Annotated in this window: 24 protein-coding genes and 5 pseudogenes; 9 read left to right on the top strand and 20 right to left on the bottom strand. The window is 60.9% G+C overall.

All coding sequences use genetic code 11. The features are described from left to right. Nucleotides 1–296: 296 nt before the first annotated feature. From NKJ93_RS21475 to NKJ93_RS21460, 4 genes are all read left to right on the top strand, one after another. Nucleotides 297–1,550 (top strand): ABC transporter substrate-binding protein, encoded by a 1,254-nt coding sequence (locus NKJ93_RS21475; protein ID WP_031194880.1) that lies wholly within the window; start codon nucleotides 297–299, stop codon nucleotides 1,548–1,550. Nucleotides 1,551–1,708: 158 nt separating this feature from the next. Continuing rightward, on the top strand, nucleotides 1,709–2,590 hold the full coding sequence (locus NKJ93_RS21470) for a carbohydrate ABC transporter permease (protein ID WP_352591063.1): 882 nt from the start codon (nucleotides 1,709–1,711) through the stop codon (nucleotides 2,588–2,590). A 6-nt stretch (nucleotides 2,591–2,596) separates the two neighbouring features. Then, a complete protein-coding gene (locus NKJ93_RS21465; RefSeq protein ID WP_352591001.1) occupies nucleotides 2,597–3,445 on the top strand; it encodes a carbohydrate ABC transporter permease in 849 nt (282 codons plus the stop codon). 54 nt (nucleotides 3,446–3,499) lie between these two features. Next, nucleotides 3,500–3,739: a ricin-type beta-trefoil lectin domain protein gene (locus tag NKJ93_RS21460; RefSeq protein ID WP_352590998.1), complete on the top strand. Its 240-nt coding sequence runs from the start codon at nucleotides 3,500–3,502 to the stop codon at nucleotides 3,737–3,739. Between the two features lie 87 nt (nucleotides 3,740–3,826). Here NKJ93_RS21460 and NKJ93_RS21455 read toward each other — a convergent pair whose 3' ends face one another. The 5 genes from NKJ93_RS21455 to NKJ93_RS21435 all read right to left on the bottom strand — a co-directional run bounded on the left by NKJ93_RS21455 (nucleotide 3,827) and on the right by NKJ93_RS21435 (nucleotide 7,992). Beyond that, nucleotides 3,827–4,225 carry a type II toxin-antitoxin system VapC family toxin gene (locus tag NKJ93_RS21455; protein ID WP_352516340.1) on the bottom strand — a complete coding sequence of 133 codons (399 nt, stop codon included), beginning with the start codon at nucleotides 4,223–4,225 and terminating at the stop codon, nucleotides 3,827–3,829. Beyond that, on the bottom strand, nucleotides 4,222–4,488 hold the full coding sequence (locus NKJ93_RS21450) for an AbrB/MazE/SpoVT family DNA-binding domain-containing protein (protein WP_031194881.1): 267 nt from the start codon (nucleotides 4,486–4,488) through the stop codon (nucleotides 4,222–4,224). The genes NKJ93_RS21455 and NKJ93_RS21450 overlap by 4 nt, the downstream gene beginning before the upstream one ends. Nucleotides 4,489–4,888: 400 nt before the next feature. Beyond that, complete coding sequence (locus NKJ93_RS21445) at nucleotides 4,889–5,497, bottom strand: 2-hydroxychromene-2-carboxylate isomerase (protein WP_352590996.1); 609 nt, start codon at nucleotides 5,495–5,497, stop codon at nucleotides 4,889–4,891. Between the two features lie 645 nt (nucleotides 5,498–6,142). Then, complete coding sequence (locus NKJ93_RS21440) at nucleotides 6,143–7,273, bottom strand: S-adenosylmethionine:tRNA ribosyltransferase-isomerase (RefSeq protein ID WP_352590993.1); 1,131 nt, start codon at nucleotides 7,271–7,273, stop codon at nucleotides 6,143–6,145. Continuing rightward, nucleotides 7,270–7,992 (bottom strand): SDR family NAD(P)-dependent oxidoreductase, encoded by a 723-nt coding sequence (locus NKJ93_RS21435; RefSeq protein WP_352496565.1) that lies wholly within the window; start codon nucleotides 7,990–7,992, stop codon nucleotides 7,270–7,272. The genes NKJ93_RS21440 and NKJ93_RS21435 overlap by 4 nt, the downstream gene beginning before the upstream one ends. Nucleotides 7,993–8,301: 309 nt before the next feature. Here NKJ93_RS21435 and NKJ93_RS21430 point away from each other — a divergent pair. After that, a pseudogene (locus NKJ93_RS21430) lies at nucleotides 8,302–8,516 on the top strand (LacI family transcriptional regulator); the annotation flags it as partial. A 677-nt stretch (nucleotides 8,517–9,193) separates the two neighbouring features. Here the strand turns inward: NKJ93_RS21430 and NKJ93_RS33655 are convergent. From NKJ93_RS33655 to NKJ93_RS21405, 6 genes and pseudogenes are all read right to left on the bottom strand, one after another. Continuing rightward, nucleotides 9,194–9,330: pseudogene (locus NKJ93_RS33655) on the bottom strand (integrase); the annotation flags it as partial. A 150-nt stretch (nucleotides 9,331–9,480) separates the two neighbouring features. Beyond that, on the bottom strand, nucleotides 9,481–11,226 hold the full coding sequence (locus NKJ93_RS21425) for an adenylate/guanylate cyclase domain-containing protein (RefSeq protein WP_352590990.1): 1,746 nt from the start codon (nucleotides 11,224–11,226) through the stop codon (nucleotides 9,481–9,483). A gap of 638 nt (nucleotides 11,227–11,864) precedes the next feature. Next, nucleotides 11,865–12,050, bottom strand: coding sequence for a hypothetical protein (locus NKJ93_RS21420; RefSeq protein ID WP_156948243.1), 186 nt, complete (start codon nucleotides 12,048–12,050; stop codon nucleotides 11,865–11,867). Between the two features lie 331 nt (nucleotides 12,051–12,381). After that, nucleotides 12,382–12,549 carry an SgcJ/EcaC family oxidoreductase gene (locus NKJ93_RS21415; protein WP_352590987.1) on the bottom strand — a complete coding sequence of 56 codons (168 nt, stop codon included), beginning with the start codon at nucleotides 12,547–12,549 and terminating at the stop codon, nucleotides 12,382–12,384. An 870-nt stretch (nucleotides 12,550–13,419) separates the two neighbouring features. After that, nucleotides 13,420–14,476, bottom strand: a pseudogene (locus NKJ93_RS21410) (adenylate/guanylate cyclase domain-containing protein). Between the two features lie 203 nt (nucleotides 14,477–14,679). Next, nucleotides 14,680–15,135, bottom strand: coding sequence for an SRPBCC family protein (locus NKJ93_RS21405; protein ID WP_352590985.1), 456 nt, complete (start codon nucleotides 15,133–15,135; stop codon nucleotides 14,680–14,682). Between the two features lie 111 nt (nucleotides 15,136–15,246). Between NKJ93_RS21405 and NKJ93_RS21400 the strand changes: the two genes are divergently transcribed. Then, the gene (locus NKJ93_RS21400) at nucleotides 15,247–15,543 is read left to right on the top strand and encodes a helix-turn-helix transcriptional regulator (RefSeq protein WP_352590982.1); all 297 of its coding nucleotides are present in this window, start codon (nucleotides 15,247–15,249) and stop codon (nucleotides 15,541–15,543) included. Between the two features lie 52 nt (nucleotides 15,544–15,595). Here the strand turns inward: NKJ93_RS21400 and NKJ93_RS21395 are convergent, their stop codons facing one another. Further along, on the bottom strand, nucleotides 15,596–15,766 hold the full coding sequence (locus NKJ93_RS21395) for a hypothetical protein (protein ID WP_023723176.1): 171 nt from the start codon (nucleotides 15,764–15,766) through the stop codon (nucleotides 15,596–15,598). A 103-nt stretch (nucleotides 15,767–15,869) separates the two neighbouring features. Between NKJ93_RS21395 and NKJ93_RS33650 the strand changes: the two are divergent. Continuing rightward, nucleotides 15,870–16,019 (top strand): annotated as a pseudogene (locus tag NKJ93_RS33650) (ISNCY family transposase); the annotation flags it as partial. After that, nucleotides 15,970–16,209: a hypothetical protein gene (locus NKJ93_RS21390; RefSeq protein WP_198030586.1), complete on the top strand. Its 240-nt coding sequence runs from the start codon at nucleotides 15,970–15,972 to the stop codon at nucleotides 16,207–16,209. The pseudogene NKJ93_RS33650 and the gene NKJ93_RS21390, both read left to right, overlap by 50 nt. 130 nt (nucleotides 16,210–16,339) lie before the next feature. Here NKJ93_RS21390 and NKJ93_RS21385 read toward each other — a convergent pair whose 3' ends face one another. From NKJ93_RS21385 to NKJ93_RS21360, 6 genes are all read right to left on the bottom strand, one after another. After that, on the bottom strand, nucleotides 16,340–17,056 hold the full coding sequence (locus tag NKJ93_RS21385) for an ABC transporter ATP-binding protein (RefSeq protein WP_352590979.1): 717 nt from the start codon (nucleotides 17,054–17,056) through the stop codon (nucleotides 16,340–16,342). Beyond that, a complete protein-coding gene (locus NKJ93_RS21380) occupies nucleotides 17,053–17,799 on the bottom strand; it encodes an ABC transporter ATP-binding protein (protein WP_352590976.1) in 747 nt (248 codons plus the stop codon). The genes NKJ93_RS21385 and NKJ93_RS21380 overlap by 4 nt, the downstream gene beginning before the upstream one ends. Then, nucleotides 17,796–18,782, bottom strand: coding sequence for a branched-chain amino acid ABC transporter permease (locus tag NKJ93_RS21375; protein ID WP_352590973.1), 987 nt, complete (start codon nucleotides 18,780–18,782; stop codon nucleotides 17,796–17,798). Before NKJ93_RS21375 ends, NKJ93_RS21380 begins: the two co-directional genes overlap by 4 nt. 8 nt (nucleotides 18,783–18,790) lie before the next feature. Then, nucleotides 18,791–19,663 carry a branched-chain amino acid ABC transporter permease gene (locus NKJ93_RS21370; RefSeq protein ID WP_352496556.1) on the bottom strand — a complete coding sequence of 291 codons (873 nt, stop codon included), beginning with the start codon at nucleotides 19,661–19,663 and terminating at the stop codon, nucleotides 18,791–18,793. A 161-nt stretch (nucleotides 19,664–19,824) separates the two neighbouring features. Continuing rightward, complete coding sequence (locus NKJ93_RS21365) at nucleotides 19,825–21,093, bottom strand: amino acid ABC transporter substrate-binding protein (RefSeq protein WP_023723181.1); 1,269 nt, start codon at nucleotides 21,091–21,093, stop codon at nucleotides 19,825–19,827. Nucleotides 21,094–21,720: 627 nt separating this feature from the next. Then, nucleotides 21,721–22,530: a class I SAM-dependent methyltransferase gene (locus NKJ93_RS21360; protein ID WP_352590970.1), complete on the bottom strand. Its 810-nt coding sequence runs from the start codon at nucleotides 22,528–22,530 to the stop codon at nucleotides 21,721–21,723. Between the two features lie 270 nt (nucleotides 22,531–22,800). On the opposite strand from NKJ93_RS21360, the pseudogene NKJ93_RS21355 reads away from it, so the two are divergent. Further along, a pseudogene (locus tag NKJ93_RS21355) lies at nucleotides 22,801–22,969 on the top strand (integrase); the annotation flags it as partial. A 123-nt stretch (nucleotides 22,970–23,092) separates the two neighbouring features. On the opposite strand, the gene NKJ93_RS21350 reads toward NKJ93_RS21355, so the two are convergent. Both NKJ93_RS21350 and NKJ93_RS21345 read right to left on the bottom strand, forming a co-directional pair. After that, nucleotides 23,093–23,611 carry an RES family NAD+ phosphorylase gene (locus NKJ93_RS21350; RefSeq protein ID WP_352590967.1) on the bottom strand — a complete coding sequence of 173 codons (519 nt, stop codon included), beginning with the start codon at nucleotides 23,609–23,611 and terminating at the stop codon, nucleotides 23,093–23,095. Continuing rightward, nucleotides 23,608–23,997 carry an antitoxin Xre/MbcA/ParS toxin-binding domain-containing protein gene (locus NKJ93_RS21345; RefSeq protein WP_031195508.1) on the bottom strand — a complete coding sequence of 130 codons (390 nt, stop codon included), beginning with the start codon at nucleotides 23,995–23,997 and terminating at the stop codon, nucleotides 23,608–23,610. Before NKJ93_RS21345 ends, NKJ93_RS21350 begins: the two co-directional genes overlap by 4 nt. Nucleotides 23,998–24,376: the final 379 nt, after the last annotated feature.

Here is a 24,376-nt window from a genome sequence, read left to right as displayed (position 1 = left end):
TTTTCCGCCCGATCGATGCGCCTTTCATTTGTTTTCTTTTGAGCTAACAGGCTTTCGTTTGTTTACGAAATTAGCGGAAAAATGCGACGCGAGCAATGTGTACAATGGAAAAAGCACCTCCTCGGAACTCAGACAAATCGCGTTATTATTCAACTGCTTATATTTATTTCTGGCTTCGCATTATCCCAGCCATTCTTCACGATCCCAGTTCTTGATTGACACAAAGACCCGGAAGGGAACCTAGTTTGATCGCGATCGGGAGGATCGAGCCAAAACATCGCTCCGAGGAGGGAAACATGAACGTCAGTAAATATATTGTAGCGGCTTCGTCCGCTGTGGCCGTCTGGGTACTATCTGCCACCTGCGCCTTCGCTGAGACCAATCTCGAATTCATCCAATGGTGGGAGCCCGAAATGCCCGCTGGCGCTCTGCGTGGCATCATGGATGAGTTCGAAGCTAAAAACCCTGGCATCAAGGTGACGCTTGTCAGCGGCCCCTACTCCGCCACCCATGATCAGATCGTGGTCGGCGCCGCGTCGGGTACGCTCAGCGATGTCGTCGGCCTGGACGGCGCATGGGTCAACGGGCTTGCAAAGCAGGGCGCAATCGCGTCGATGGACAGCCTAATGGCCGACGCCAAATATGACCCGAGCCAGATCGCTGACATCATCAAGGTCAACGGCCAAAGCGTCATGTTCCCGCTAGCCTCGTTCGTATACCCGGTCTTCGTCAATCTCGATCTGGCCAAGGCTGCCGGTGTCGACAAGATGCCGACTACCCGCACAGAATTCGCCGCTGCCGCGAAGAAGATGACCAATACGGACAAGAACGAATACGGGTGGGTGCTGCCGCTATCGCTGCAAAATCCCGGCGGCATCCAGAACGACGTGATGTCTTGGGTGTGGGCTTCCGGGGCGTCGATGCTCAAGGACGGTAAGCCCGATGTGGAAAATAGTGCCGTGGTCGGTACGCTCGAATACATCAAGTCCCTGCAGGACGCCGGCGTCATATCGCCAGGCATCTTTGCCAAGAAGGAACAGGACAAGGTCGAAGAGTTCGTCAACGGCCGCGTTGGAATGATGATCGACTCGCTGGCACATATCAATCTTATCCGCCAGCGCAACCCCGATCTCAAGTTCGGCATCTCTGCCCTGCCTGCGGTTGATGGCTATTCGGGTAAGCGCGGACTGCCCTATGCCTCGTGGGGCATCGGCATCAGCAACAGCACCGAGCACAAGGCTGAGGCCTGGAAGCTCGTTGAATATCTGATGAGCCCGGAAGTGAACGGCCGCCTGGTATCGCTCGCAAACGCCTTTCCAGGCAATGTGCACGCGAAGCCTGACTTCTCGAAATCGGACCCGCTATTTGAGGAAGCCTTCAAGATCTACCAAAGCGGCCACCTGGCCAACGAATTCGTGGGCCTGCCCGTCGCCGAGGACCTGATGCGAGACATGAACGTCGAAGTGCAAAAGATGTTCGACGGCCAGCAAACCGCAAAGGACGCGGCTGCCAATACGCAAAAGCAGTGGTTGGTTGACTTCGCCAAGTAGGCGCAGCTCCAGACAATTCCGGCAGCGCGATATGGTTCTATCGCGCTGCCGCTGCATCGTAACCAGACGATACGTTCCTACGATCAAACGGGTTACACCTCATGAGCCTCGCCAACGAAGGTCTGATCGTCACGCCAACGAAAGTGCGCAAGCGTGGCATGATCTCTTACAAGACAAGAAAGAGGCTGATCCCGCTGTTTTACGTGGCACCAGCCACGTTTTTGTTTTGCCTGCTCATGCTGTTTCCCATGATCACGGTCCTGCGCTATTCGCTGATGGACGGCGCGATCATGAAAAAGGACGCTGCTTTCGTAGGGTTGCGGAACTACGTGACGATCTTCGCAGATCCGGTTTTCTGGCAGTCGGTCGGGCAGACCCTCTATTTCACGGTGATGAGCGTCATTTTCCATCTTCTGATCGGCTTGGCCTTCGCGCTCTTGCTCAACACGCAACGGGTCCATCCGGCGGTTAGAAGCATTCTGCGTGTTCTCTACATCTTGCCCTGGCTTTTTACGGCGGTGATCATCGCGATCATCTGGCGGCTGATTCTGGATCCCAACGGCGTGGTCAACAGCATCCTGATGGCGCTCCATATCGTCAACTTCAAGGTCGAGTGGTTCTCTTCGACGAAAACCGCGCTCCATGCGTTGACGTTTGCGAACATCTGGGCGGGATACCCGCTTTACATGGTCAGCTTGCTCGCCGGTCTGCAGGGCATCCCCAAGGACCTTTACGAGGCCGCAGGCATCGATGGGGCCAATGAGTTCCAAAAGTTCCGGTACATCACGATTCCGCAGCTGATGCCGATCATCATCAGCATCGCCTTGCTGGATTTCATCTGGACGATGCAGGTCTTCCCGCTGGTCTGGATGACGACGGGCGGTGGCCCGATCCACGCGACCGAGGTGCTGAGCACGTATACCTATAAGCTTGCGTTTTCGAGTTACGAATTTTCACAAGCCTCGGCGAGCGCGATCTTCATCCTGATCATCTCGATGGGCGCGACTTACTTCTACATCAAACACCAGAAGGCCAGGTGACCGGCAATGGCAAAGCGCTCTTCTTTCAAAAACACCGTATTGCCCACCGTACTGACATATCTGGGGCTCGCGGCCGGTCTGGTCTTTGCAGGTTTTCCCATCCTGTGGATGTTTTTCACTTCGTTGAAATCGAACACCGAGATATTTGCCCTACCGCCGAGGCTGCTGCCCGACCATTTCACCAACGTAGCCTACCTTTCGATCTTCAATGATCCGGTCAAGGTGCGCTTCTTTCTCAACAGCTATCTCGTCGCGGGAGTGGTAACGCTTCTGACGCTGCTGGTCGCCATTCTTACGGCCTATGGCTTCAGCCGCTATTCATTCCGTTTTAAGAATACGCTTAACGTCTTCATCATCAGCACGCAGACGGTCCCACCGATCACGCTTCTCATCCCCTATTTCGGCATGGTCGTCGCCTTCGGCATTTTCAACACCTATTTCGCGCTGATTCTAACCTACATGGTGTTCACCCTGCCTTACGCAATTCTGCTGATGACCGGCTATCTCAATACCCTGCCAAGGGAACTCGATGAGGCGGTGTTGGTCGATGGCGGGTCAAGTTGGACAGCGCTGTGGCGTGTGGTTATCCCTCTTTCAGTGCCTGGCATCGTCGCGACTGCGGTCTATACGTTTCTGTTGGCGTGGAATGAGTTCCTCTTTGCGCTCACTTTGACGAAGTCGACAGACATGCGGACCGTTCCAATCGGTATCGAGTTGCTAATGGGCCAACATGCGTTCGAATGGAACGAGATGATGGCGATGAGCGTGCTGGGATCGCTCCCGCTTCTGATCCTGTATCTGATTGCACAGCGTTATTTCCTCGCGGGCTTGGCCGCCGGGTCGGTGAAGATCTGAGCGGCTGGACTCCCAGTTCGCCGCTCTCGTCATCCCGTTGAGGGATTGGCCGGAATGGTGTTGCTGAACACAAACACGCCCAATGTCCGGCTACCCGGTTCGAACGTGATCGTCCATTCCTGCCAGCAGGGAAGCAATCAACGCTGGGATCATACTGGCGGCCAACTTAGGAGTCGTGCTTCCGGCCTATGCTTGACCGCGCATGACGGCGCACAGTTCACTATGGAAAGCTGCACTCCCGGCACGCGCAATCAGATTTGGCACCTGCCTCTCCTGCCTGCCGCACCTAGATGATTGTGGCACGGGACAAACAGAATTCGATTCCTCGCAGCAGCCTCTAACAGACGCGACAGCGCAGTGCGAAAGACCACCGCGGAAAACTTAGGAAAGAAGCTGTACGGATTGTCCCTGCGCCGAAAGCAGTTTGGCGGCCTTCCGGTCAAACGAGACGAAAGTCTCCCCGCCAAGCCAGCCGCCGTCAAAAGCGATCACGCCGTCCGCGAAATCGCCGCCGGCATCGAGGACTGACAGCCCTGCCTCAACTGCCGGCCGGTTGACGACAACATTCGCGGTGTTCAGCAACGCCCGGATCGCCGCGGCAATATTTTCGCGCTCTGTCTGGTATTGCCTGGCCAGAACCCAGGCGAACTCGCACAAGGCCTGCAAGCTCACGGCCACGATGTCCGCTTTGGCCAGCAGGTCGACGGCAACGGCCGCCTGCCCCTCATCATCGGCGACATAGGCGCGCAGCAGCACATTCGTGTCGGCCGTAACCCTCATTCCTTGCCGGACCCGGCCGCGGCGCCCGCTTCCGCTATCGCCTCGTTGATCTCCTCGATGCTGAGCACCTGGCCGTTCGTCTTGCCTCTGAGGAAGCCGTGGAGGTCCCGGAATGACCCTTTCGCCCGTGCCGCCTTCAATTCCGCCCGACCGTCGGGCAGCAGATCAAGCTCGATCTTCTCGCCCGGCTTGATGCCCAGATGTTGCAGCACGTCCTTGCGGAACGTCACCTGTCCCCTTGTCGTCACTGTCAACGTTGTCATATTAAACATTTCCTGTTCATCGCAATAAGATAATGCAAATCTGCATTATTATCAATGCAGATCGTCGGGGCCAAGCTTGGCGTCCATGCGGCGACAGAATCGCATTCCTGCCGTTTAGAAAGCCGCCAGGGACTGTGGATTCGCTCTCGCCCCCTAGTTCGGCAGATTCGTTGATTTCCCAACGTCGAGTGGATCACGAACGGTCGCTTCGAGTATCTCGAGATAGCTTTTTCGACGTTGCGGCCGGTCTGGACCGCTGCCCTCCATCTGCTCTGCGATCTTCTTCAGATTTTCCGCCGCCGGCCAGAAACGACCATCACCTTGGCGAATTCGCTCATAGCGGACAAACAGGGCAGGTCAGCCACGATTGGCGGATCCAAGGGGCTCGCGCACTTCCGTGCTAATGGACATCTTGCAACCGATGCCGACCGGTTGCCCAAGAAAGCGCTTCTTCGAGCCGGTCGTCTCCCCAAAAAGTTTCGCCATTTACCACGAACGCAGGCGAACCGAAAATTCCGTATTCGCGCGCCGCATCGGTTTCCATCTTGAGCCGCTCGTGGGCGGCGGGTGCGTTGGCCTGAGCGATCACCGCATCCACGTCTTTGCCGAGTGGCCGAAGCACGTGTTCAAGGTGGCCTCTGTCGCCGAGGGCCACGCCCTCCAAATACCAAGCCTTGAAGCTCTCGATTGTATAGTCCTCACACCAGCCGCCTTCCGCGGCGACCATAGCAACCCTGTTGGCCAGAAGGTCGGGGTCGGTTGGCCAGATGGGTGCATTTACGAAGGGTAGCGCGTGAGTTCGCGCCCTGCGCTGCACGTCACGCCACATGTATTTGACCTTGGCGGTCTGCGAGCGAAGCGCAATGTTGTTTTCCGCCATGACGGTGCGGACATTGAATGGACGCCATCTGACGGTAATGCCAGCGTCCCTCGCCAAAGGGCCGATACGCATGACGGAGAGGTATGCATAACCACTCCCAAGGAAATAGAAAAATTCGAGTTGCCTCATCCGCTGTCTCCTCGACACTGTCTGGAGCCCGGGCGTTCACGCGATCGTCGACGCCACCACTACGCTGCCAGCTGCCCTTACCAAGACTTCACGCGTCGCCTCCCAGTTTCCTGGTCGTCATGGCGCATCGAAGGCATCCTGCCCAAACATCAGGGTAATTGCTGAGTTCCTGTATTGCGCAAGCGAGATCCCTGTCTTCGCTCTGTGAAAAGGCTTGCCGAATTGCTTCCCAACCACGCAACGTTACAGTGGAAGAGACGATCCACCTGGCATCTTCCGCCTAGGCTGAAGCACAAGCTGCTGCCTTGAACCGATTCACGAGCTGCAAGGTATTCTCTCGTGATTGGGCAAAGTCTAAGCTAAAGCCAACTATGGCCTCCTGCCTCCCGACGCACACTATCGCCCAACGTTGGAGCGTAGGCAATATTGTATTAGCGTCAACTTGAATACCGCCATCGTCGCTCCCGGCTCACCCTGGCGCGGCGAATAGGCATTGGTGAGGTGGTGGCGATCACCGCGGCACAGGGCGCGGGCCTATCCGCGTCTCAGCCGCAGCTCGCGCGTGACTCCCGGCGGCGAAATTCGAACTCCGGACCCCTAGAGTCGAAGTTACTAGTGTCAAAATAGTTGTTTTAGATGAATTACTTAATCAAAATGTCGTTTTCGAAAGCCTTGGAAATCCAAGATCATCGGATCGCCTAGAGTAGAGGCTTCGTCTCGCGCACTTCCTGGTTCTGTCCGCGATCGATCCAGCCGTTGGCGATTGAGCAGCATGGAATCGCCGAATTCATGCGTGCGATATCGGTGCTCGGCGAAGGCTGCGGAGGCCTTGGCGAGCAGAGCATCGTAGGCAAAGGCGCGCAGCAGCTCGAAATGGCTTTCGCCGGGCTGGTGGACGCCTGTGAGAATCGCATCGACCACGCGAAGTGGCGTGCCCAGCGCGATACGCCCGGTCGCAATGCCATTTCCGGCACGCACATTGCCGTCGGGGTTGGCAGCTGCCTCAAGCGCGCGCACCACGCTCGTGCCGATTGCGATGATGCGGCTTCCGCGGAGCTTCGCCCGCGCGACCTGGGCCGCCGTGCGCTCGGGAATGCGGTACGGCTCGTCGAAAGGGAGGCGCAAGTCGAGCGCGGGGTCCCCGGTGGAAGACACGCCCGCGGCATGGGTGAGTGTTGCGAAGCCCACGTCTCGCCGACGCCAGGCCTGGAGCGTGCGCCAGTCGAGTGCGAACCCTGCCGATGGCGCCTCGAACGCCACCGGCCCGGCGGCAATCTTCGTCCAAACATTCCAAAGTGCCAACGGTTCGCGAACATTCGCATATTGGATCGGCCGGCCGTGCTGCGCCACTCCTGCAAGCACCGCTGCGCGGTTGCCTCGGAAGCGCAATTCGAGAAGGCGAGGATGGTCGAGAAGGCGCTCTATGACGGCTTCAAGCCGGCCGAGCCGGAGGTGATCGCCTGGTGATAGCGGGGGCGGAGGCAGCCGATTTTCCGTGCGCATGCGGTGATCGCCCGCGCCGAAGGCAATCGCCAGGAAGTTGGTTGGGTCGGGAAATGTCAGCCAGCCTGCCAGGCGGATCTCGATCGCCTCGTTGCTGGGAAGGTGCGTGCCGCGCAAGCTGGCAGGCAAGGTCGCGGCGTCATTGGCGATGACCAGATCGCCGGCATCGAACAGTATCGCGAGTTCAGTGCGCGGCAGGTCGCGCGTCGCGCCGTCCGCCTCCACGACGAGCAGCCTGGCGGCGCGCCGATCCGGACGGTCGGCGGCAATCATCCGCGTGTCTCGGCGAGAAGTGTTGCGCCGGCCGGCAACGTATCGAGCATCTTTTCGATGATCTCGGCAGCAGCCAGGTCGGGACGCTTCAATGTCGACGGATCGGCGTCAGGAAGCGCCAGCGCGTGCAGCGGGGTGTCCATATCGCCGGGGTCGAGCGCGAGGTGCCGGATGCCGTCGGCCTTCGCCTCCTCGTCCCAAATCGCCGTCAGGTGAGCAAGAGCGGCCTTGCTCACACCATACGCGCCCCAGCCGGGATAAGCGTTCACCGCCGCGTCGCTGGAAATGTTGATCACCAGCGCGCCACGGTCCTCGCGCGCGGACGCGGCAAGTGCACCGAACAGTGCTTTCGTCAGCCGGAACGCGCCGACGAGGTTGACCGCGAGCGCTTTTTCCAGCTCCTCGCACTCGGTATCGGCAAGGAGCGCCAGTGGAACGGGCCCGAGGCTCGACGCATTGTTGATCAGAACGTCGAGCCCGCCTAGGCTCGCGGTGACCTGCAACGCGATCGGGTAGATGTCGTCCTTTTTGCCGACGTCGCCGACGATGCCATGTGCGCCCGTCTCGTCAGCGATGCGTTCGACGTTCGCGGCAGTGCGGGCAACGAAGGCGACGAACGCACCCTCTCTGGCAAGCTGCCGGACAAGCGCCAGTCCTAGGCCGGACGTGCCGCCGGTGACTGCTACACGAAGTCCCTGAAGATCAATGTTGGTCAGCATTGACGATACTCCTTCAATCCGTACAACTTATTGGTACAAGCTGAAGTTAACTTGAGGTCAAGCATCATTCCGTGGATCGATGCCGACCAGACTCACGTATCGAGGCGCACCTTCGCCTTGTCGGCCAGCGGGCTGATCGCATGCGAGCGGGCCGGAACGGGCGCAAGCGCAGCCGCGATCATGCCGAGCCGGATCGCCTTATCGTCTTGACGCCGCGTATTGGCTGTCGATCGAGGCGATCGGCTCCGAGTTCGCCGTGATTATCAGGCCGGTGAAGGAAGCGTGTCGCCGTGCAAGCGCCATCGGATTGCGGCGGCGGAAACAATTCTCAGCCTCGCCGAACGCCACCAGTACACTACCAATCTGCAGGCGCGGGGCTTGGGAGGCTCGCGATCGGGCCTGGTCGGACTGATGCCGCCCATCCACGACAATCGTTACTTCTCCGCCATGGCGCAGACTTTTGAGGACATGTGCGCAGCCGGGGCCAATGCTCGGTCGTGGTCAGTGCCAGCCGCGACCAGGAGAGGAACGGCGGACGCGGAGACGTTTTCTCGATGACGGCGGCTTCTCCGGCTGACCAAGGCGCACCGGCTTCACTCAACCAAAGAAATATGATCATGATCTGGACCGAGACGATCGGCTTCCTCGGAAGCTTCTTCGCCGTTCTCACCTACTCAATGAAGCCTCAATGAAGCCATGCTGTGGCTGCGCATAACGGCGGTGCTGAGCTGTTTGTGCTTTGCCGCCTATGGCGCCCCTCATCGGCAGCCTACCCTGAGCCTGATGGAACTGGTGCTGCTGCCGATTAATGCCTGGCGCCTGTTCGAACTTCTCCATCAAACTCAGCCGGGCCGGATTCAGGGGGCCCGAAAATGCCAACACCGCATCTCTGGCTGCTGCTCCGGTGGGCGCTTTCCCTCTGGGTGCTCGGCCGGATCTGGCTTGTGATCGCCGCTAGCGACCGCTTTCAGGAAGTAGCAGAGCTCGTCTCAACCGCCGAGACGAGGCGCAAATTCGCCTAGCGCCTCAACGCCGCATAGTTCCGCCTTTGATGGGCGACAGTGGACCGGCGGTTTTCGGGATGACCATCTTCCATGCCGAACGGCTGTGATGCGACGCATTGCGGAAATCGAGCCCCGTAACTGAGCGGTGGCTTTTCAGAACATGATGACCTCTCCGCGAAGTCGAGAGGCCATCGTGATCAGATCTCGGTTCCCTCGGCGATGTGAGCGCGTCCCCGACCTCGACATCCGGATGGCGAACCGTATTCTCGATCTCGGTGTGCCCAAGCAGGATCTGAACCGCCCGGAGGTTGCCTGTTGCCTTATAAGAAGCGGATCGAAACCGGAAGTTCGACGCGAATTCAACGGAGAGCTCGCCGGCTGTTCACGCTGCTCTACGCGCTCAGTCCTAACACAAGCCGCCAGAGAACTGGCCTTCCAGAAGCGACGCAGCTCAAGGGAACGTCGCCTCGCCGGGCATCGACGATCACTCTGGCACGCCGGAGATGCCCAGCGCCTCGACATAACGCTCGGCGAACACCTCGTCCAGCCACGGGTTGATCTGTCTCTGCAGGGTGAGCGTGTAGGTCGGGAACGCCTTCATAAGACGCCGCGCCGCCGCCTGCGCCTCGTCCAGCCGGTTGAGTTTGACCAGCGCCATGATCACCACCCGGTGCGAAGAGCCGTAGTTCGGCATCTCGTGCAGCGCGCGTTCTCCCCATGCCAGCGCTTCCTCGTAGCGCTCGAGCATCAGGTAGCTCATCCCGATGCCGGAGAGCGCGATGCCCTTCTCGGGGTCGATCGGGCTCAGCCGCATTGCCCTGTGAAAGTGCTCGATGGCGACGAGCGGGCGGCTGGAATGTGCGTTCACCCAGCCGCTGCCCGTATGGCCCTGCGCCGAATTGGGGTTGAGCAGCAGGGATCGCTCGATCGTGCGCAACGCCATCTCGTAGTCCTTCGCGCTGTAGGCGATCACCTGCGCGGCGAAGCGTAGGCTCGTGGGATCGTCGCGCGCTTCCGCCAGTACCTCTCGCGCCATGCGCGCGGCGACTCGGATATCGTCGGGCTCGTGCCAGCACTGGCTCACGGATAGGCTGCGGATATAGGCGCCGAGTGCCTTCGCCAAGTTGAAGCCAGGGTCGATGCTGAGCGCCTCGTTGGTGAGCCGGCGCACGTCGGCAAAGCCTTCGCGCGTCATGCTGTAGAAGCGCGGCAGCGCGCGAAGGTAGAGGTCGTAGGCGCTGATGTACTCGGTCGGTTTCATGCGCGCCTGCTTGATCTCCTGCAGCCGGATGCTCGGTTCGACCGCACCGACGACGCTCTCGGTCACCTTGTCCTGCAGGTCGAAGATGTCGCTCACATCGCCCTCGAAGCGGTCAGTCCAGACATGGTGCCCACTGATCGCGTCCACCAGCTGCCCGCTGATACGCACCCGCGATCCTGCTCTGCGGATGCTGCCTTCTAGCACGTAGCGGACGCCCAGCTCGCGCCCGACCTGGCGCAGGTCTACCGCCCGGCCCTTGTAGGTGAAGGACGAGTTGCGGGCGATCACCAAGAAGGAGTTCACCCGACTCAATCCCGTGATGATGTCCTCCACCAGCCCGTCGGCGAAGTATTCCTGGTCGGGGTCGCCGCTCATGTTGGTGAAAGGCAGGACCGCGATCGAGGGTTTCTCGGGCAAGGGAGGCGATGCAGCCACCGAGGCGCTGGCGTCGGACTCGACGCGGTAGGCGCGCACGGGCCGCTCGATGTTCTTGAGGCGCAGGTTGCCGAGCGGCCTGAAGCCGCAATCGAGCTTGCCCTGAAGGTGGTCGTACGCGGTGCCGGAGACGACCACGGTGCCGGCATCGGCGATGCTTTCGAGTCGGGCGGCGATGTTGACCCCGTCACCGTAGAGGTCGCCGTCCTCCTCGCAGACCACGTCGCCGAGATTGACACCGATGCGCAAGCGAATCCGCTCTTCCTCGGGCATCTCCGCCTCATGTTCTGCCAGGGCCTGCTGAATCGCCATTGCCGAGGTCACCGCGTTAACGACGCTCGCGAACTCGCACAGCATGCCGTCGCCGGTGAGCTTGACGATCCGACCCTGGTGCACAGAGACCAGCGGTTCGAGGAGGTCCTTGCGGTACATCTTCAGCCGCTCGAGCGTGCCGCGCTCGTCGCGCTCCGTCAGGCGCGAATAGCCGACCACGTCGCAAGCCAGGATCGCTGCGAGGTGGCGCTGCGTGGTCATTGCATCGCTCAGCCAAGCGCCTGCACGCGGGCTGCCCCGTGTCCGTGTCCTGCCAACTTCCAGACGCCCCATGTGCATGGTATCCATCTCTCCGGTCGCCGCCCGCCGCCGATATAGAACGCAGAACGCAGCTCGACCTTGCCTTCACGAGGTTTCGCTATCCCTCTTGCGAGGCGTGGAGCGTTCCAGTCGCCGCGCCCACGCAGCCTCTGGAGACGCTGACACGTCACTCCCAGAAGGCCGGAGATATTTCTTGCCCTGTGTAACCGGTTGACGCCACCGTGGCGGTGCTTTTGTCACGGCGATGTAACAGCGAGATGGCCTGCGAGCGCGCGCATCGGGCATTACACCAGACGTTTGCGGGTGCTGAGGTCGGCAGGTGGTGCGGGCGCGACCTTCAGCATGGTCAGCTGCGATGTCTGGCTTTTGGGCGAAAGCAAATCCGCCTCTGCGGCCGATATTAAAGCGCAAAACTGCCATTCACTTCGTGATAGATGTAGGCCGGCTTCAATTCAGAACCGACCTCGGCCAAAGGCTACCTTTGAGCCAAGATGGCCTTAGTTGCATGTGATTGGGCAAACACGCCGACTTCCTCAGTCGGCTATTGTCAAGCCGCTCGGGCTTCATGTCTTCGCCGCTCACCATTTTGTCACGGCGGAGAAATCGAGTTTGCCTGAGCCGAGGATAGTCACTTTCGCAACGACGCCCACCTCGGCCGGTACCCTCAGGTCCATGGCGCCATGGGCCTTGGCGAAGACCAGGAATTCGGTACGCGTGGCGTTGACGGCCTCGGTGACGAGGATCAAACCAGTCGAATTCGGCATTCCGGCACGCATACGTATTGGTGGTCAGGCTCGCTGGCGGACGCCCTGTTCCGCCTCTGGTTGACGCGAGCTAGCCTTTCGAGCCGGCTGGGGCGATTGCGCCTGGAACAATATCCGTGTTCTGAGCCACCTTGATTCGCCATCCCGACTGCCCTTCTTGGACAATCAGAAGCAATATGCCTTTCCTAACCCCGGCCGGGGAGCCGTCCGGAGCAAATGCTCCCGTTAGCGTCCAAGTGTAATGAACAGAAGCAAGCCCCGGAGCCAATTCCACAACCGACGAGATATCGCCTTCTAATCGGCTATCCCGAAACATGGTGTCATGGGTGGCTCAGTGCGCCGCTTCGATCTCGGATCGGTTCTTCCACCAAACACCTACGACGTTAACGAAATTAGCATCGGAAGCGAACAGAGACGCAAACTCATCCATGTCATGCCGGTTCCAAGCGTTCGCAAAAGCGGTAGCGACATGCTCGGGCTTATCAGACGTCACGCTCATGACCCACGTCTCCTGCGTACCTCCGCTAAGCATATAGGAGCCGGGACCGGATGCGACACGGCAAAGGTCAAATTTCAAATTGACGCACTAGCGGCAGCGGAGGAATTGCGACATCCAATGTGGGATCCTGTTACGATCCCCTATGGCCATCCGAATAGTATCCTGGCTCTTCTTTACGGATTCGCAAAACTCGTTGAACGTTATGGCGGCGTTGGCGATCAGCCTTCTCCATGTGAAGAAGGCTCAACCTTTGATTGCCCAGACCGCAATGCGCCGCCACCTTAAACCTGAGCCTAAGCATTCGAGCGCGCTTGGAATAGGAAGTCGCGTTCGCGCCAATCAAGCGGAAGACCAAAGTCTGCACGGCAGAAGAGCGAATTGATGGCTATCATCGTGACATGATAGCGTTGCCGCACCTTGCCCGAGGACGGTGTCTTCGCGCCATTCCATGCACATGCCATGCGTCGCAGTTGCGCCACAAATGCTCAGGGCGCCAGTCCGGCCTTCCCCCAAGTGACAATCCTGGCGTCAGGCGCCGCAGGCTGATGGATGTTGTCTGGTCGGTCATCTTTGATGAAACCGTACCGGATGCAGACGCCGAAGGGGGGCGGAAGCCGACTAAGAGCCCGCCAATTTCGTCTAAGTTCATGTCCGCCGTTTGCAAGTAAAAATGCGAAAAGACACTACGATGCAAGGACTTAGCTTGCGTTCTTGAGCCTTCGACCTTTCTCTAGCACGCGGCAGTAGTCCGGAGCAGTGGGTCTGAGTGCCCCTATTCTGCTCCTAGTTTTTGACGTTCGGAGACGACTAGATGGCCAAAATCAAGCTAACCAAATCTGCGGTTGACGCCGCCGCCCCGCAGGACCGCGATTACGCATCCGGCAGGGTGAAGACGGTGCAGGGCGCGGCGATGCCGCGCAGCACGTGTTCGCCCAGCGGCACCAGCGGTGTGGTGATCTCGGCGGCGAGCGCGCCCGAGATCAGCACCGAGCGGCCGAGCGGCCGGCATAGCCCCTCCAGCCGGCTGACCAGGTTGACCGCGGGGCCGATGGCGGTGAAATCCAGCCGGTCGACCGCGCCGATATTGCGCCACAGCATCTCGCCGAGATGCAGCGCCGCGCCGAACGGCAGCCGGGGCAGGCCCTGCGCCTGCCGCCCCGCATCGAGATGGGCCATGCCGGCGCGGGCGGCGACGACGGCGCGCAGCGCCGCCTCGCAGGCATCGGCCGGCGCAGCGGTGACCGGGAAAATCGCCAGCATGCCGTCGCCGATGAATTTCAGCACTTCGCCCCCAAAGGCGTGCACCGCGCCGGCGACGCGGTCGAACCAGGCGTCGAGCGCGGCGATCACCGTCGTGGGCTCGGTTGACTCGGACAGGGCGGTAAAGCCGCGCAGGTCGGCATAGAGCAGCGCGGCGCGAATGGTTTCTCCGGTGCCGCGGCGCAGGGACCCGCCTTGCACCCGGGCGGCACTGCCGGCCGAGATAAGCCTCGAGCAGCGCTGTCAGCGCCGCCCGCGCCGCAAGTGCGGCAAGGGGCGCCGCGGCGAAGCGCGCGGCCTGGCGCAGCCGGGCAGCCTCGGCGGGGCCGAACGGCCGGGTTCCAGCCCAGCCCAGCACCGGACTATCCGGCGCCCGGCCAACCGGGCCCTCCTGCACCGGGCCGAGCTCCGCCAGCCAGTCGCGCCCGGCCTGGCCGAGCGGACCGCCGGCGAAGCTCAGCGCCTCGATCACCGCCCCTGTCTCCGCCCGCCAAAGCCAGGTGCGGCGGGTGATGATGGGATGCGGCACCGCGAGCGTCAGCGCGCCGCCGGCCAGCGGCAGGCCGTCAGCCAGAAGTCGGCCGCCGAGCTCGGCCAGAAACCGATCGGGGGCGGCCGAGGCGCCGGCCTCGTCCACCAGCCAGGCGAGAGGCGCGGGCAGATCCATGGCGCGATTATGCGGCCACCGCACCCGGCCTGTCATCCGCGCCGTGACGATGCGCAGCCGGCCCGCCGATCTATCCTCCCCCCGCCCCCGGCGCTGGTACGGTCCGATCCTCGATGGCGCCGGGTTCGACCCGCCCTGCGAGCCGGCGTCCGCCGTCAAATTGCAACGGGCTCACGGGCGGCGATATCGCGCGCGGAAGGCCGTCACCCCCTGCCCGTGTGGCCGTATTTGGGATCCGGGCCGGGATCACGCCCGGCTGCAACCTCGCCCAGCCTGCCGAGGTAATGAGCCCAGCCCTCCGCATGGCCGGCGCATTGCTCGGCATTGGGCAGGCCGGTGTGGGTCAGGCGCAGCAGCGTTCCGTCCGGCTGCTCGATCAGATCGATCTCAACCAGGCTCGATCCCGGCGGCACCTCATCGCTCTCTTCCCAGCCGAAGCTGTATGCCAGACGGTGCACCGGCACCACCTCCCGGAAGGTGCCGCGAGCGACGCGAGCCCCGGTAACATTGACGAGATAGAGCCCGCCGGACTGCGGCTCGAGCTGCGCCTCCGTTCCCATCCAGCGCAGGATCTTCTCCGGATCGGTCAGGAGGGCAAACAGCGCAGCGGGGGGCGCCGGGATGTGTGTCTCGCGGCGGACGACGAGGGCCTCTTGCATCGGCTTCCTCCATAGTTGCGACAGTTGGAGCAATTGTAAACCAGTTGGCTGCTCGTGCGATAGAATAGGATCGGACATCTACTCTGGAGTGACAAGTGTGGCGAGATTCCGATGGGCACTCGCCGATCACAGCCGCGGCGCATGCGCTCCGCTTCGGGAGCGTTCGAAGCGTTGGGTGCCGCATCCGATATCCCGAGGATCGATTCTCAGAGATCAGTTGCATCACCGGAGATTGGTTTCGGGCTGACGCCACGCGAGCTGCACGTGCTGCGGCTGGTGGCGACCGGCAGGTCGAATAAGGTGATCGCTCATGAGCTCTGCCTCAGCGGAAAGACCATCGACCGGCACCTCTGCAAATTCGCAGAACCTAAGCGCCAAAACTGGCGCGGTGCTCCTACGCGTAGCTGATTCCCGTCAGTGACCGGGGTTTCGGCGCGGAAACAGGCAAGCTGCGGCAGCTTCATGCCCCGTCGTCGCCCTCACGCCACCAGACGCGGAGCAGTTCGTGCAGTCGCGGCGACATCGTGGAGTGGCGGTCCTTGCGGCCCTTGCCCTCCTGGACGCGGCCGAAGTTGATCGGCCGCAACACCAATGCGCCCAGTATGATGATCGGCCAGCGGGCCGCGGACATGATAGTCCATCAAGAAGTGCTGCAGTGACGCCCGTCGATCCCGGGCTCCTACGCAACATCCATTTCGGGACCATCTCTCTATTATTCTGCAGGCGGACGCGTGCCGGTTGCCAAAGGACGTGTTGAGCGCGCCATCAGACACTCCAGGACCGGCTTGTGAAGGCACTGCGCCTGCGCGTCATCAGCACGATCAAAGGAGACCAATGCTTATGCACCTGAGTTCATGGCGGACTTCAACGCTCGCTTTGGCAAGGACGATCCTGCCGGTGGCTTCGGCGAAGCGCCGGGCCGGTGATCTGAACATTCCCCTTTGCGGCGATATCTTCGGCATTCCACGAAACGAACGACGGGAGTTGGATATGAGAACGGAAATGTTGCTCGACGCAAAGGTCTCGCCAAGTCGGCCACAGGGCGAGTGTTCAGGTTCTGAGCAGCAGGCTTGAACTTCTGTACGACAACGAACTCAGCCTGATCATTCTCCCAATTGACTGCCGAAAATGACCGCCTTCTTACAATTAACTGCCAAGCGAGATTTGGCACTTGCAACTCGCGCTGGGGTGTCGACCGCTTCTCTCACGCTCCCCCCATATAGATTTCCATGATCTGCCGGTCGTCGCGCACGTCCCGACGCGTCCCCTCGAAGCGCTTTTCGCCGGCCGCCAGGATGTAAAGCTTGTCCGCAATCGGCATCGCCTCGCGGATGTTCTGCTCCACCATCACAATGCCGATGCCGTACGCGGTGAGGGTGGTAATACGTTCGAGCGTCTCGATGACCATGGCCGGCGACAATCCGGCGGAAGGCTCGTCCAGCAGAATGAAGCGCGGTTCCGAAACCAGTGCCCGCGCCAGCGCAAGCATTGCCTGCTCGCCGCCCGAAAGCGAACCGGCCGCGGTACGCCGCCGCCGTGCTAAAGAGGGATATTGCTCGATCAGCGCCTCGATGCGCTGCTCGACTATCCGCCGGTCCGCGATGGCGTAGCCACCCATGCGCAAATTCTCCATCACTGTCAGGCGCGGAAACACACCGCCGCCCTGCGGCATCAACACCAGCCCCTGGCGCACCACTTCATGGACGGCAAGGTTGGAAAGTGTTGATTCACCCAGGCGCGCCGTACCGCTCCACACCGGCAGCGCGCCGACAATGGCCTTGAGCAGGGTCGACTTGCCACTGCCGTTCGGCCCGAAGATGCAGGTAATCTTGCCAGCTTCCGCGCTCAGCGAGACGCCATGGACGATCTCCTGCTTGCCGTAGCCGGTGACGATGTTGTCGGCGGTGAGCGTGGTGCTCATTGTAGCCGCCCCAGATAGGTCTGCATAACTTCCGAATTGCGAACGATGTCGTTGAAAGGCCCGGTGGCCACGACACGGCCTGCATCCATGACAATGATGCGGTCGCACACGTTCCGCACCATTTCCATGTCGTGCTCGATGACCAGGACGGTGGTGCCGCGCTCGCGCAGCCGCGCGATGGCCTCCACGATGATCTTGCGGAGGCTGGGATGCACGCCCGCTGTCACCTCGTCGAGCAGAATGAGCGAGGCCTGGCGCATCACAACGCGCCCGAACTCCAGCAGTTTCTGCTGGCCGCCCGAAAGATCGGATGCGCGGTTGTCTGCGACATGCTCCAGCTTGAGCAGCGCCAGCGTATCGGCCGCCCGTTCGCGCGCGCCCCGCCAGTGGCCCTCGGCCGCAGCCGCCAGCAGGTTTTCGGTGACGCTCATATTGTCGAACATGGCCGGAATCTGGAAGGTGCGAGCAAGCCCCAGCCGCGCGATCGTGTGAGCCTTTCGGCCGCCGATTTCGTGACCGTCGAAGCGGATCTGGCCACGATCCGGCGTCACCGTGCCCGATATCAGGTTGAACAGAGTCGACTTGCCAGACCCGTTAGGCCCGATCAGGCCGGCGATCTCGCGCCGACCGACGTCCAGGGAGACACCGTTGACGGCCTTGATGCCGCCGAAATGGCAGTGGAGTTCGCGCACGACGAGAATAGGTTCGCCGGTGCCAGAAGTTTTGCCCTCGGCGGCGCTCAACTGGGCCGTCCCGGGCCGCCGCCGACAAGATTGCCGACCGCCTTGTCCAGCACGGCGCCAGACTTGGCCACGCGCCTCGGAAACATGCCGACGATGCCGTTCGGCAGAAACAGCACCACCAGCACGATGGCCGCGCCCAATATGGCGATATAGAACGCGGTGTCACCCCAGTACATCCAGATGATGCGGTTTACGACAAAGAGCGCCACACCGCCCAATGCCGGCCCCCACAGGCTGCCCAGCCCGCCCAGCAGCACCATCACCACCATCTGATCGGTGATGTCGCCGCCGAAGACGCTTTTCGGATTGATGAACGTGACCCAGTAGGCGAAGATCGCGCCGAATACCGAGGCGGTGACGGCACTGAGCACGAAGGTCTGCAGCTTGACCAGCGAAGTATTGATACCGATAGCCTCGGCCGCCGGCTGATGATCGCGCAGTGCCTTGACCTTCAGCCCGAAACGCGAGCGCTCGAACAGCGCCCACGTAATGAGATAGGTGAGCGCAGCCGCGCCGAACATGGCGAAGTAGAAGAAGCGCTCGTCAAGAAAGGGCGGCAGCCCAATACCGCCGATGCCGCCGGTGAAGTCCATCACCGAGGCGAACTGTATGAGCACCTCGGCGAAGGCCCAGGTGGCTATGGCGAAATAGGCTCCGCGCAGGCGCAGCGTCGGCGCGCCGATGATGATGGCAAACAGCGCCGTCACCACGATACCGGCCGGGAGGGTGGCGAAGAAGGGCCAGGCGAGCCTGTCGCCCATCAGCAGCGCCGTAACATAGGCGCCGAGCCCGAAGAAGGCCGAATGGCCGAAATTGATGTAGCCGGCATAGCCGCCGAGCATGTTCCAGGAGCAGGCCAGCCCCGCCCACATCAGCGCGCCGGTGGCAATGCGCAGCCAGTAGTTGTTGACCAGCATCGGCAGCAGCGCCAGCACAACGATTACGGCGATCAGCAGGAGGAGGACGGCCCAGCGTGGCTTCATGTCCCGCCTCACAAGCCGTGCCGCAGGATCCCGCGCGGAGACACGAGAAGGACGAGGAATAGGGTGCCAAAGATCGCCAGCAGCGAATAGCTCGACCCGACATAGGTCGCGACGAAGGCTTCGATGACGCCGAGCAGCAGCGCGGCGACGAGGGCACCGCCGACGGAGCCCAAGCCGGCAAGCACAGCCACGAAAAATGCGAATAGAGTATAGCGCAGGCCGACTTCCGGGTTCACTGAAAAGATTGCACCCATTAGTACGCCGGCCATGGCAGTGATGCCTGCGTAGAGCCCGTAAACAGTGGCGCTGAGGCGGCGGATGTTGACGCCCATCAGTGCGGCGTTCTGCCGGTTTTCAGCCGTCGCTCTGATCGCCAACCCATAGCGGGTGCGGTAGAGGAACAGGAACAGTCCGCCGGCGATGGCGATCGCGAAGACCGCCGCGGCCACGCGGATCAGTGGCACCGTCACGGGGCCGACGGCGAGGCTCTCTCCGCTCAACACGGTCGGCACGCTGTGGGTATTGAAGCCCCACGCGGTCAGCATGCCGCCGCGCAGCAGTGTGAACAGGCCGAAGGTCAACGCCAGCGCCATCAATTCCGGCCGCGCCGTGCGGCTGTTGCGGACATTGTAGAGGATCGGCCCAATCAGATAGCCGATGGCGCCGAATAGCATGAAGGCCACGGGGATCGCCAGGAATCCGTCGACACCAAGTCCGGCACCCATATAGTAGCCGAGATAGCCGCCCAGCACGACCCAGCCGCCCACCGCGAAATCGATGACATGCAGCACGCCGAAAGCGAGCTGGAAACCGATCGTAAAAGTGGCGATGACGCCGCCGATCAGAAGGCCGTTCAGCAAGGTCTGTAGGAATAGATCCAACGCGGGAACCGTCCGTCAGCCAACGAAAGAGCGGAGTGCCGCGGCAAAGCGGCCGTACACACGATAGCATGGTCCGTCATTTTCCGAGCACGCGCAACCACCGTCATTGCGCCGGGCAAGGGTGATGGCGACGAGGCCGCCCCCACCCTGTCCAGAACCGGCTATTTCCAAGCTGGCAGCGGGTACGTGAGGTCCGCTGCCGCGGCCTCTTTCGGCCCCACCGCTACGGTCTTGCCACCCTGAATCTGGATCAGCACCGGCACCGGCTGGACGTTGTCGTGGTAGTGGTTGCCTTCCTTCTCGAACTTGATCGGTCCGTAGAAGGTCTGGATGTCGGTCGCGGCTATCGCGTCCTTAAGAGCAACCCTGTCTTCAGGCGTGAGCCCCGGCTTCTTGCCAAGCCGCTTGACGGCATCGCCGAAAACGAGACCGCTGGCCGCGCAGGCCGCTTCGGTATAGTCGGGCTCGTGCCCGGACTTCTTTTGCGCCATCTCGGCAAACTCCTTTGCGGTGCCGAAGAGGTCGTCCTTATATGAAACTGACGGCAGCCACACGGAGACGCCGCAGGTGCCGTCGGCGTCCGCGGCGAGCGCCTGGGCGAAGGCCGGGTCGGTGACGCCATAGTGCATTATCAGCGCCTTGGGCCGGAAGTTCAGCGACTTGGAGGTCTTGACGACATTGATCAGCGGCTCCTCATGGCCGCCGACGGCGACGATATCGGGATTGAGCGCTGCGATCTTAGAGATGACGGGGGTAAGGTCGCCAGAGGCCGGCACCAATTCGTAGGCGACGACTTCCAATCCGGCCTCCTTGGCCCCGTCGCGAAAACCTTCGCCGGTTTCCTTCGAGAAGGGTTCGTTGACGCCGATCACAGCAATCGTCTTGGCCATGGGGTTAGACAGTTTCGCCAGCACGGCCAGCGATTTACCCGCAGTGGTGTCCACGGCCGGGATGATGCCGAAGTTGAATTCCGGCTTGGCCTTCCAAACGTTTGGGGATTCCGCGGAGCCGGAAATCATCGGCACCTGGTACTTCTGGCAAATCGGCTGCACGGCGATAGTCGAGCCGCTGGTGTAAGGGCCGAATAGCACGTCGACCTCATTCTGGACGATCAGGCGCTCGGCGGCATCGGCGCCGGTCGCGGGGTTGCTTTGGTCGTCACCGTAGAACATGTCGACCTTGAAACGCTCGCCGGCGACTTCAACCCCGCCCTTGGCGTTGACGGCCTCCGCCCATAGGTCGTAACCGCGTTTGGTCAGGTTGCCGCCGAGGATGTTCTCGCCCGACAGCGAGGTGATAACGCCGGCCTTGAATGTCGTCACCTGCGCGCATGCCGCTCGCACAAACGGGCCCAACGGGCCGGCTGCGAAGGCGCCGGCGCTGACGCCGAGGAACCGACGGCGCGAAAAACGTTTGCTGTTCGTGAACATCACTCAACTCCCTTCATCCGTTATCAGATTGGAAACCGACGATATCTCCTGTTTATACCACTGTATGCCTTTTATGCGGACAGAGAAGATATGCCTGGGTCAACAGGCAATGCGTAAGGCGGCTTCGGGTCATCAACGCGTAGAGGCGCCGCAGGCTGTGGATGCTCAGTGCCTCGTCGTGCACCAGCTTCGTCGACGTATGCCTTTTGGGCGCCATTGGCGCCGCGAGCAGTTGTAGACGCGGCTCCTATTCTGCACCTAGACAAGTTTGCGAGGCATCAAGGAACGAAGGTCTAGTCATTAGGCATTGATTTTTCTATTGATTTATGTTCCTCGCGACGCTCCGTCGCATGGTAGACAAACCACTTTTTGAGAGGCAAGGCGCGAGATAGCCCTCGGATCATGGTCGCGGAGGGGTGGGATTCGCCGATCATGGCCTCGTCGCCAAGATGACGCCTTCGGCAGCCTTTTGATTTCTTTAAAACGGTCGCCGCAGTTTCGAAGATGGAGCCCCACGGAACCAAATCTGTCCGCTCGCGTCCGGGTTGGCTGGGCAAAGCCGGCCCGGCGCCCGAAGGCAGGCCCAAGCGGACAAGCGTGGCAACAATGCTTTCATTCCAAATTGGGTTACTCGGGCCGTTCTGCCACAAAGAGAGTATCGGAGAGAAGCCCAAGCCGGTCGCGATCCGCGGCGGGTATACGATCTGAATTTATTCGGGTGACCGTAAAGCCGGCGTCCTCGATACGCTCCTTGATATCCGGTCCGTAGGCTCGCACGTGATCCGATCCACCAAAGCGCTCGTCGCGCTCGCTCAGTGACATAGATGGCGTCGCTTCGATCGTTTGGCGATAAATAAGCGGCACCTGGATCCAGACCTGCCCTCGGGGCTTAAGAGATGACCAAAGTTGCCGAAACACATGCCGATCATCAGGTACGTGTTCCATGACATGACTTAAGACGACGATATCGAGATCGCTGGTGCGACGCATGTCCATCAGGTCAATTTTCACGGTATCGGGCCCGTACCGTCCCGGCTCGAAATCGGCTTTGATTAGATTGCCCGCTTGAGAGAGTCTCTTTGAAAGACCCTTCTCGCTCGGCGCAATCTGGAGAATTTCAAGCTGCCCCGCCGGCAACTTGATAAGCCTACGGTCTAGAGCACAAATCAAAAACCGCTCACGATCCACGGCATGACAAAGCGGGCAGATAAGAGTGTACGCTCCGAAACGGTAAAAAGCCGCTACATCGCGATCGCAGGCATTGCAGTGATGAGTCTTGCTCGTCGGGAGGTGCGTCAGGGCAAAGGCTCTGAGCCAATCTCGGTACGAATGAAGTTTGCGTGTGACCCGCCGTACTGTGATACGATCACCATAGCTGCGAAAAAGAGATAGAAGTCGGCTCTCTCGAACATTGTTCTTCCTTGATGGTTTCAGCATGTCGCCTCTAAGGTTTTTTCACCCAGGGGACGATAATTAGCGCCAGCTGATATGAAGTCGAGTCTGCGGAGCAGCCCGTGCTCCCGATCGGTCGCTGACGATGCAGGGCGTGGGAGCCAGGCCCTCGCGCTAACGCTGGGACAGCGGCCAGCAGGAACACGCGCTGGCGGGGCTGCTAGTTCTAGTTGTCCTATTCGAATCCCGCCTTTGAAGAGAAAAATTCGATCATCGTCATTGCTGCGCCTTGCCCGCTGCTCCTCGACAATGGCCCGCATCGTCAAATTCGCCGGCCACTCGCTGCGCGTTGACCTCGTCGGCCGAGGTCGACGATCGCTATGTGCAAAAACAGCTCGGCCATAACTCCTCGGAGATGACCCGCCGCTATCAGCGCCGCAGAGATCGCTTCCGCATCAACCTGACCAGGGCTTCCGACCTCTAACGAGGCAAAAAACCCCTCCTCTGCCGTTATTCCGCCGCTCAGGTTCGCGCGAACGGCCTCAACCTGAGCGCCAAAAGACTGGTTTTCGGCCATTCGGGCTGCCCCGGAGCCTCCGGGCCTGTTTCATCGCCAGGACAGCTGGTCTTTCGGCAGCCGACCGCTCGGATCGAACACGTTCACTTTGTGCGGAAGATCGGGACCCCAGTCCCATAGCACCAGATTGCGGTCTTCCGTCTCCGCGCCCGGAGCAAAACTCGGCACCAGAATTCCAGCGATGCCTTCAGGCCGCAGCCGGTCATAGATGGACCAGGATGCAGGTCGCTCTCCGTTGCTGAGAGCCGTGGCCCAGGCGCTCCCCATGTCCGCAAGCGTGACAGAACATTCTCCCCTCCCCTGCTCGGTTGTCAGATCAGTGATGTCCTCGCAGTCCACCTCATAAGAGCACAGCACGCAGGGGTCGATGCGATGCGCGAAGCCCTGGTTGGCTTCCTTGACAGCCGTCATGACGGTCAGCGCCAGATATAGCGCGGGCACACCTTTGGGATTGAATCGAGCGCCCCTGATCGCCGCTCCATCACCGGAACTCGGCTTGAATGCCCAACGTGGATCATGCGCCCTGTAGCAGGTTCCGACAAACCTCAAGCAAAGCCACCCAGGGCCATGTGATCGAGGTAGTCGCGAATAGCAGCGGCCTTGCCGTCCTTCACGAGGGCTTCGGCGGTGCGTCCACCGAATGCCGGCAGCGGCTGGGCTCGGTACCAGGCCATGGCCTGTTCCTTGCCTCCCGCCCAATCCGTCACGCGGCTGATGATTTCGAGCATCTCGCGCAGACGCCCCTGCGTCTTTGCCGTGCGGCTGCGCTCCAGCCGATAGAGGGTTTCGCGGGCAAGCCCGGCCGTCTGAGCCAACTGACCCTTGGACATTCCAAAGCTGTCGGCCACCTGGTCAACGGCAATTTTCCCGGCACGGTCCATATAGGACAAAACCAGGGGTTCATTCTGCATGGATTTCTTGAGGGCTTGCCCCATGGAGTTCCTTGTCATATTAGCAGCCGTATTTACTGTGCAAAACATATGGCGCTTTTCGACTGGTTTCAAGCCCCAAGCGCATGGCGTTGTTTGGCGGCTTCTGGACGCGTGCCCCGGGCGACAGCACCCGCCAGATCTCGTTCAGCGGGCATGTCACCTTCGTCGTCCAGGGAATTCGTTTTCGCAAGGACGGCACACACTCGGCAAATTGCACGAAACGCTGACGTTGTCTTTCAAAGACGAAGGCAAGCGGAGGGAGGAGGTTGGTGGCCGATCAAAAGTTTGAGCGATATCCTCGTGATGTGCGCGATTGGCGCCGCGAGCAGTTGGTTCGGTGTCTCGCGACACTCCGGCGCATGGTAGACAAACCCCGTTTAGG

The sequence above is a fragment of the Mesorhizobium sp. M0028 genome, from assembly GCF_040323855.1.
Taxonomy (GTDB): Bacteria; Pseudomonadota; Alphaproteobacteria; order Rhizobiales; family Rhizobiaceae; genus Mesorhizobium.
This window is presented reverse-complemented; position numbering and strand designations above follow the sequence as displayed.

Bases quoted from the DNA above. Each gene is read 5' to 3' on its own strand.
- NKJ93_RS21475 (WP_031194880.1), top strand. From the start codon at position 297: ATGAACGTCAGTAAATATATTGTAGCGGCTTCGTCCGCTGTGGCCGTC.
- NKJ93_RS21470 (WP_352591063.1), top strand. From the start codon at position 1,709: ATGATCTCTTACAAGACAAGAAAGAGGCTGATCCCGCTGTTTTACGTG.
- NKJ93_RS21465 (WP_352591001.1), top strand. From the start codon at position 2,597: ATGGCAAAGCGCTCTTCTTTCAAAAACACCGTATTGCCCACCGTACTG.
- NKJ93_RS21460 (WP_352590998.1), top strand. From the start codon at position 3,500: ATGGTGTTGCTGAACACAAACACGCCCAATGTCCGGCTACCCGGTTCG.
- NKJ93_RS21455 (WP_352516340.1), bottom strand. From the start codon at position 4,225: ATGAGGGTTACGGCCGACACGAATGTGCTGCTGCGCGCCTATGTCGCC.
- NKJ93_RS21450 (WP_031194881.1), bottom strand. From the start codon at position 4,488: ATGACAACGTTGACAGTGACGACAAGGGGACAGGTGACGTTCCGCAAG.
- NKJ93_RS21445 (WP_352590996.1), bottom strand. From the start codon at position 5,497: ATGAGGCAACTCGAATTTTTCTATTTCCTTGGGAGTGGTTATGCATAC.
- NKJ93_RS21440 (WP_352590993.1), bottom strand. From the start codon at position 7,273: ATGATTGCCGCCGACCGTCCGGATCGGCGCGCCGCCAGGCTGCTCGTC.
- NKJ93_RS21435 (WP_352496565.1), bottom strand. From the start codon at position 7,992: ATGCTGACCAACATTGATCTTCAGGGACTTCGTGTAGCAGTCACCGGC.
- NKJ93_RS21425 (WP_352590990.1), bottom strand. From the start codon at position 11,226: ATGACCACGCAGCGCCACCTCGCAGCGATCCTGGCTTGCGACGTGGTC.
- NKJ93_RS21420 (WP_156948243.1), bottom strand. From the start codon at position 12,050: ATGCCGAATTCGACTGGTTTGATCCTCGTCACCGAGGCCGTCAACGCC.
- NKJ93_RS21415 (WP_352590987.1), bottom strand. From the start codon at position 12,549: ATGAGCGTGACGTCTGATAAGCCCGAGCATGTCGCTACCGCTTTTGCG.
- NKJ93_RS21405 (WP_352590985.1), bottom strand. From the start codon at position 15,135: ATGCAAGAGGCCCTCGTCGTCCGCCGCGAGACACACATCCCGGCGCCC.
- NKJ93_RS21400 (WP_352590982.1), top strand. From the start codon at position 15,247: ATGGGCACTCGCCGATCACAGCCGCGGCGCATGCGCTCCGCTTCGGGA.
- NKJ93_RS21395 (WP_023723176.1), bottom strand. From the start codon at position 15,766: ATGTCCGCGGCCCGCTGGCCGATCATCATACTGGGCGCATTGGTGTTG.
- NKJ93_RS21390 (WP_198030586.1), top strand. From the start codon at position 15,970: ATGCTTATGCACCTGAGTTCATGGCGGACTTCAACGCTCGCTTTGGCA.
- NKJ93_RS21385 (WP_352590979.1), bottom strand. From the start codon at position 17,056: ATGAGCACCACGCTCACCGCCGACAACATCGTCACCGGCTACGGCAAG.
- NKJ93_RS21375 (WP_352590973.1), bottom strand. From the start codon at position 18,782: ATGAAGCCACGCTGGGCCGTCCTCCTCCTGCTGATCGCCGTAATCGTT.
- NKJ93_RS21365 (WP_023723181.1), bottom strand. From the start codon at position 21,093: ATGTTCACGAACAGCAAACGTTTTTCGCGCCGTCGGTTCCTCGGCGTC.
- NKJ93_RS21360 (WP_352590970.1), bottom strand. From the start codon at position 22,530: ATGCTGAAACCATCAAGGAAGAACAATGTTCGAGAGAGCCGACTTCTA.
- NKJ93_RS21345 (WP_031195508.1), bottom strand. From the start codon at position 23,997: ATGGGGCAAGCCCTCAAGAAATCCATGCAGAATGAACCCCTGGTTTTG.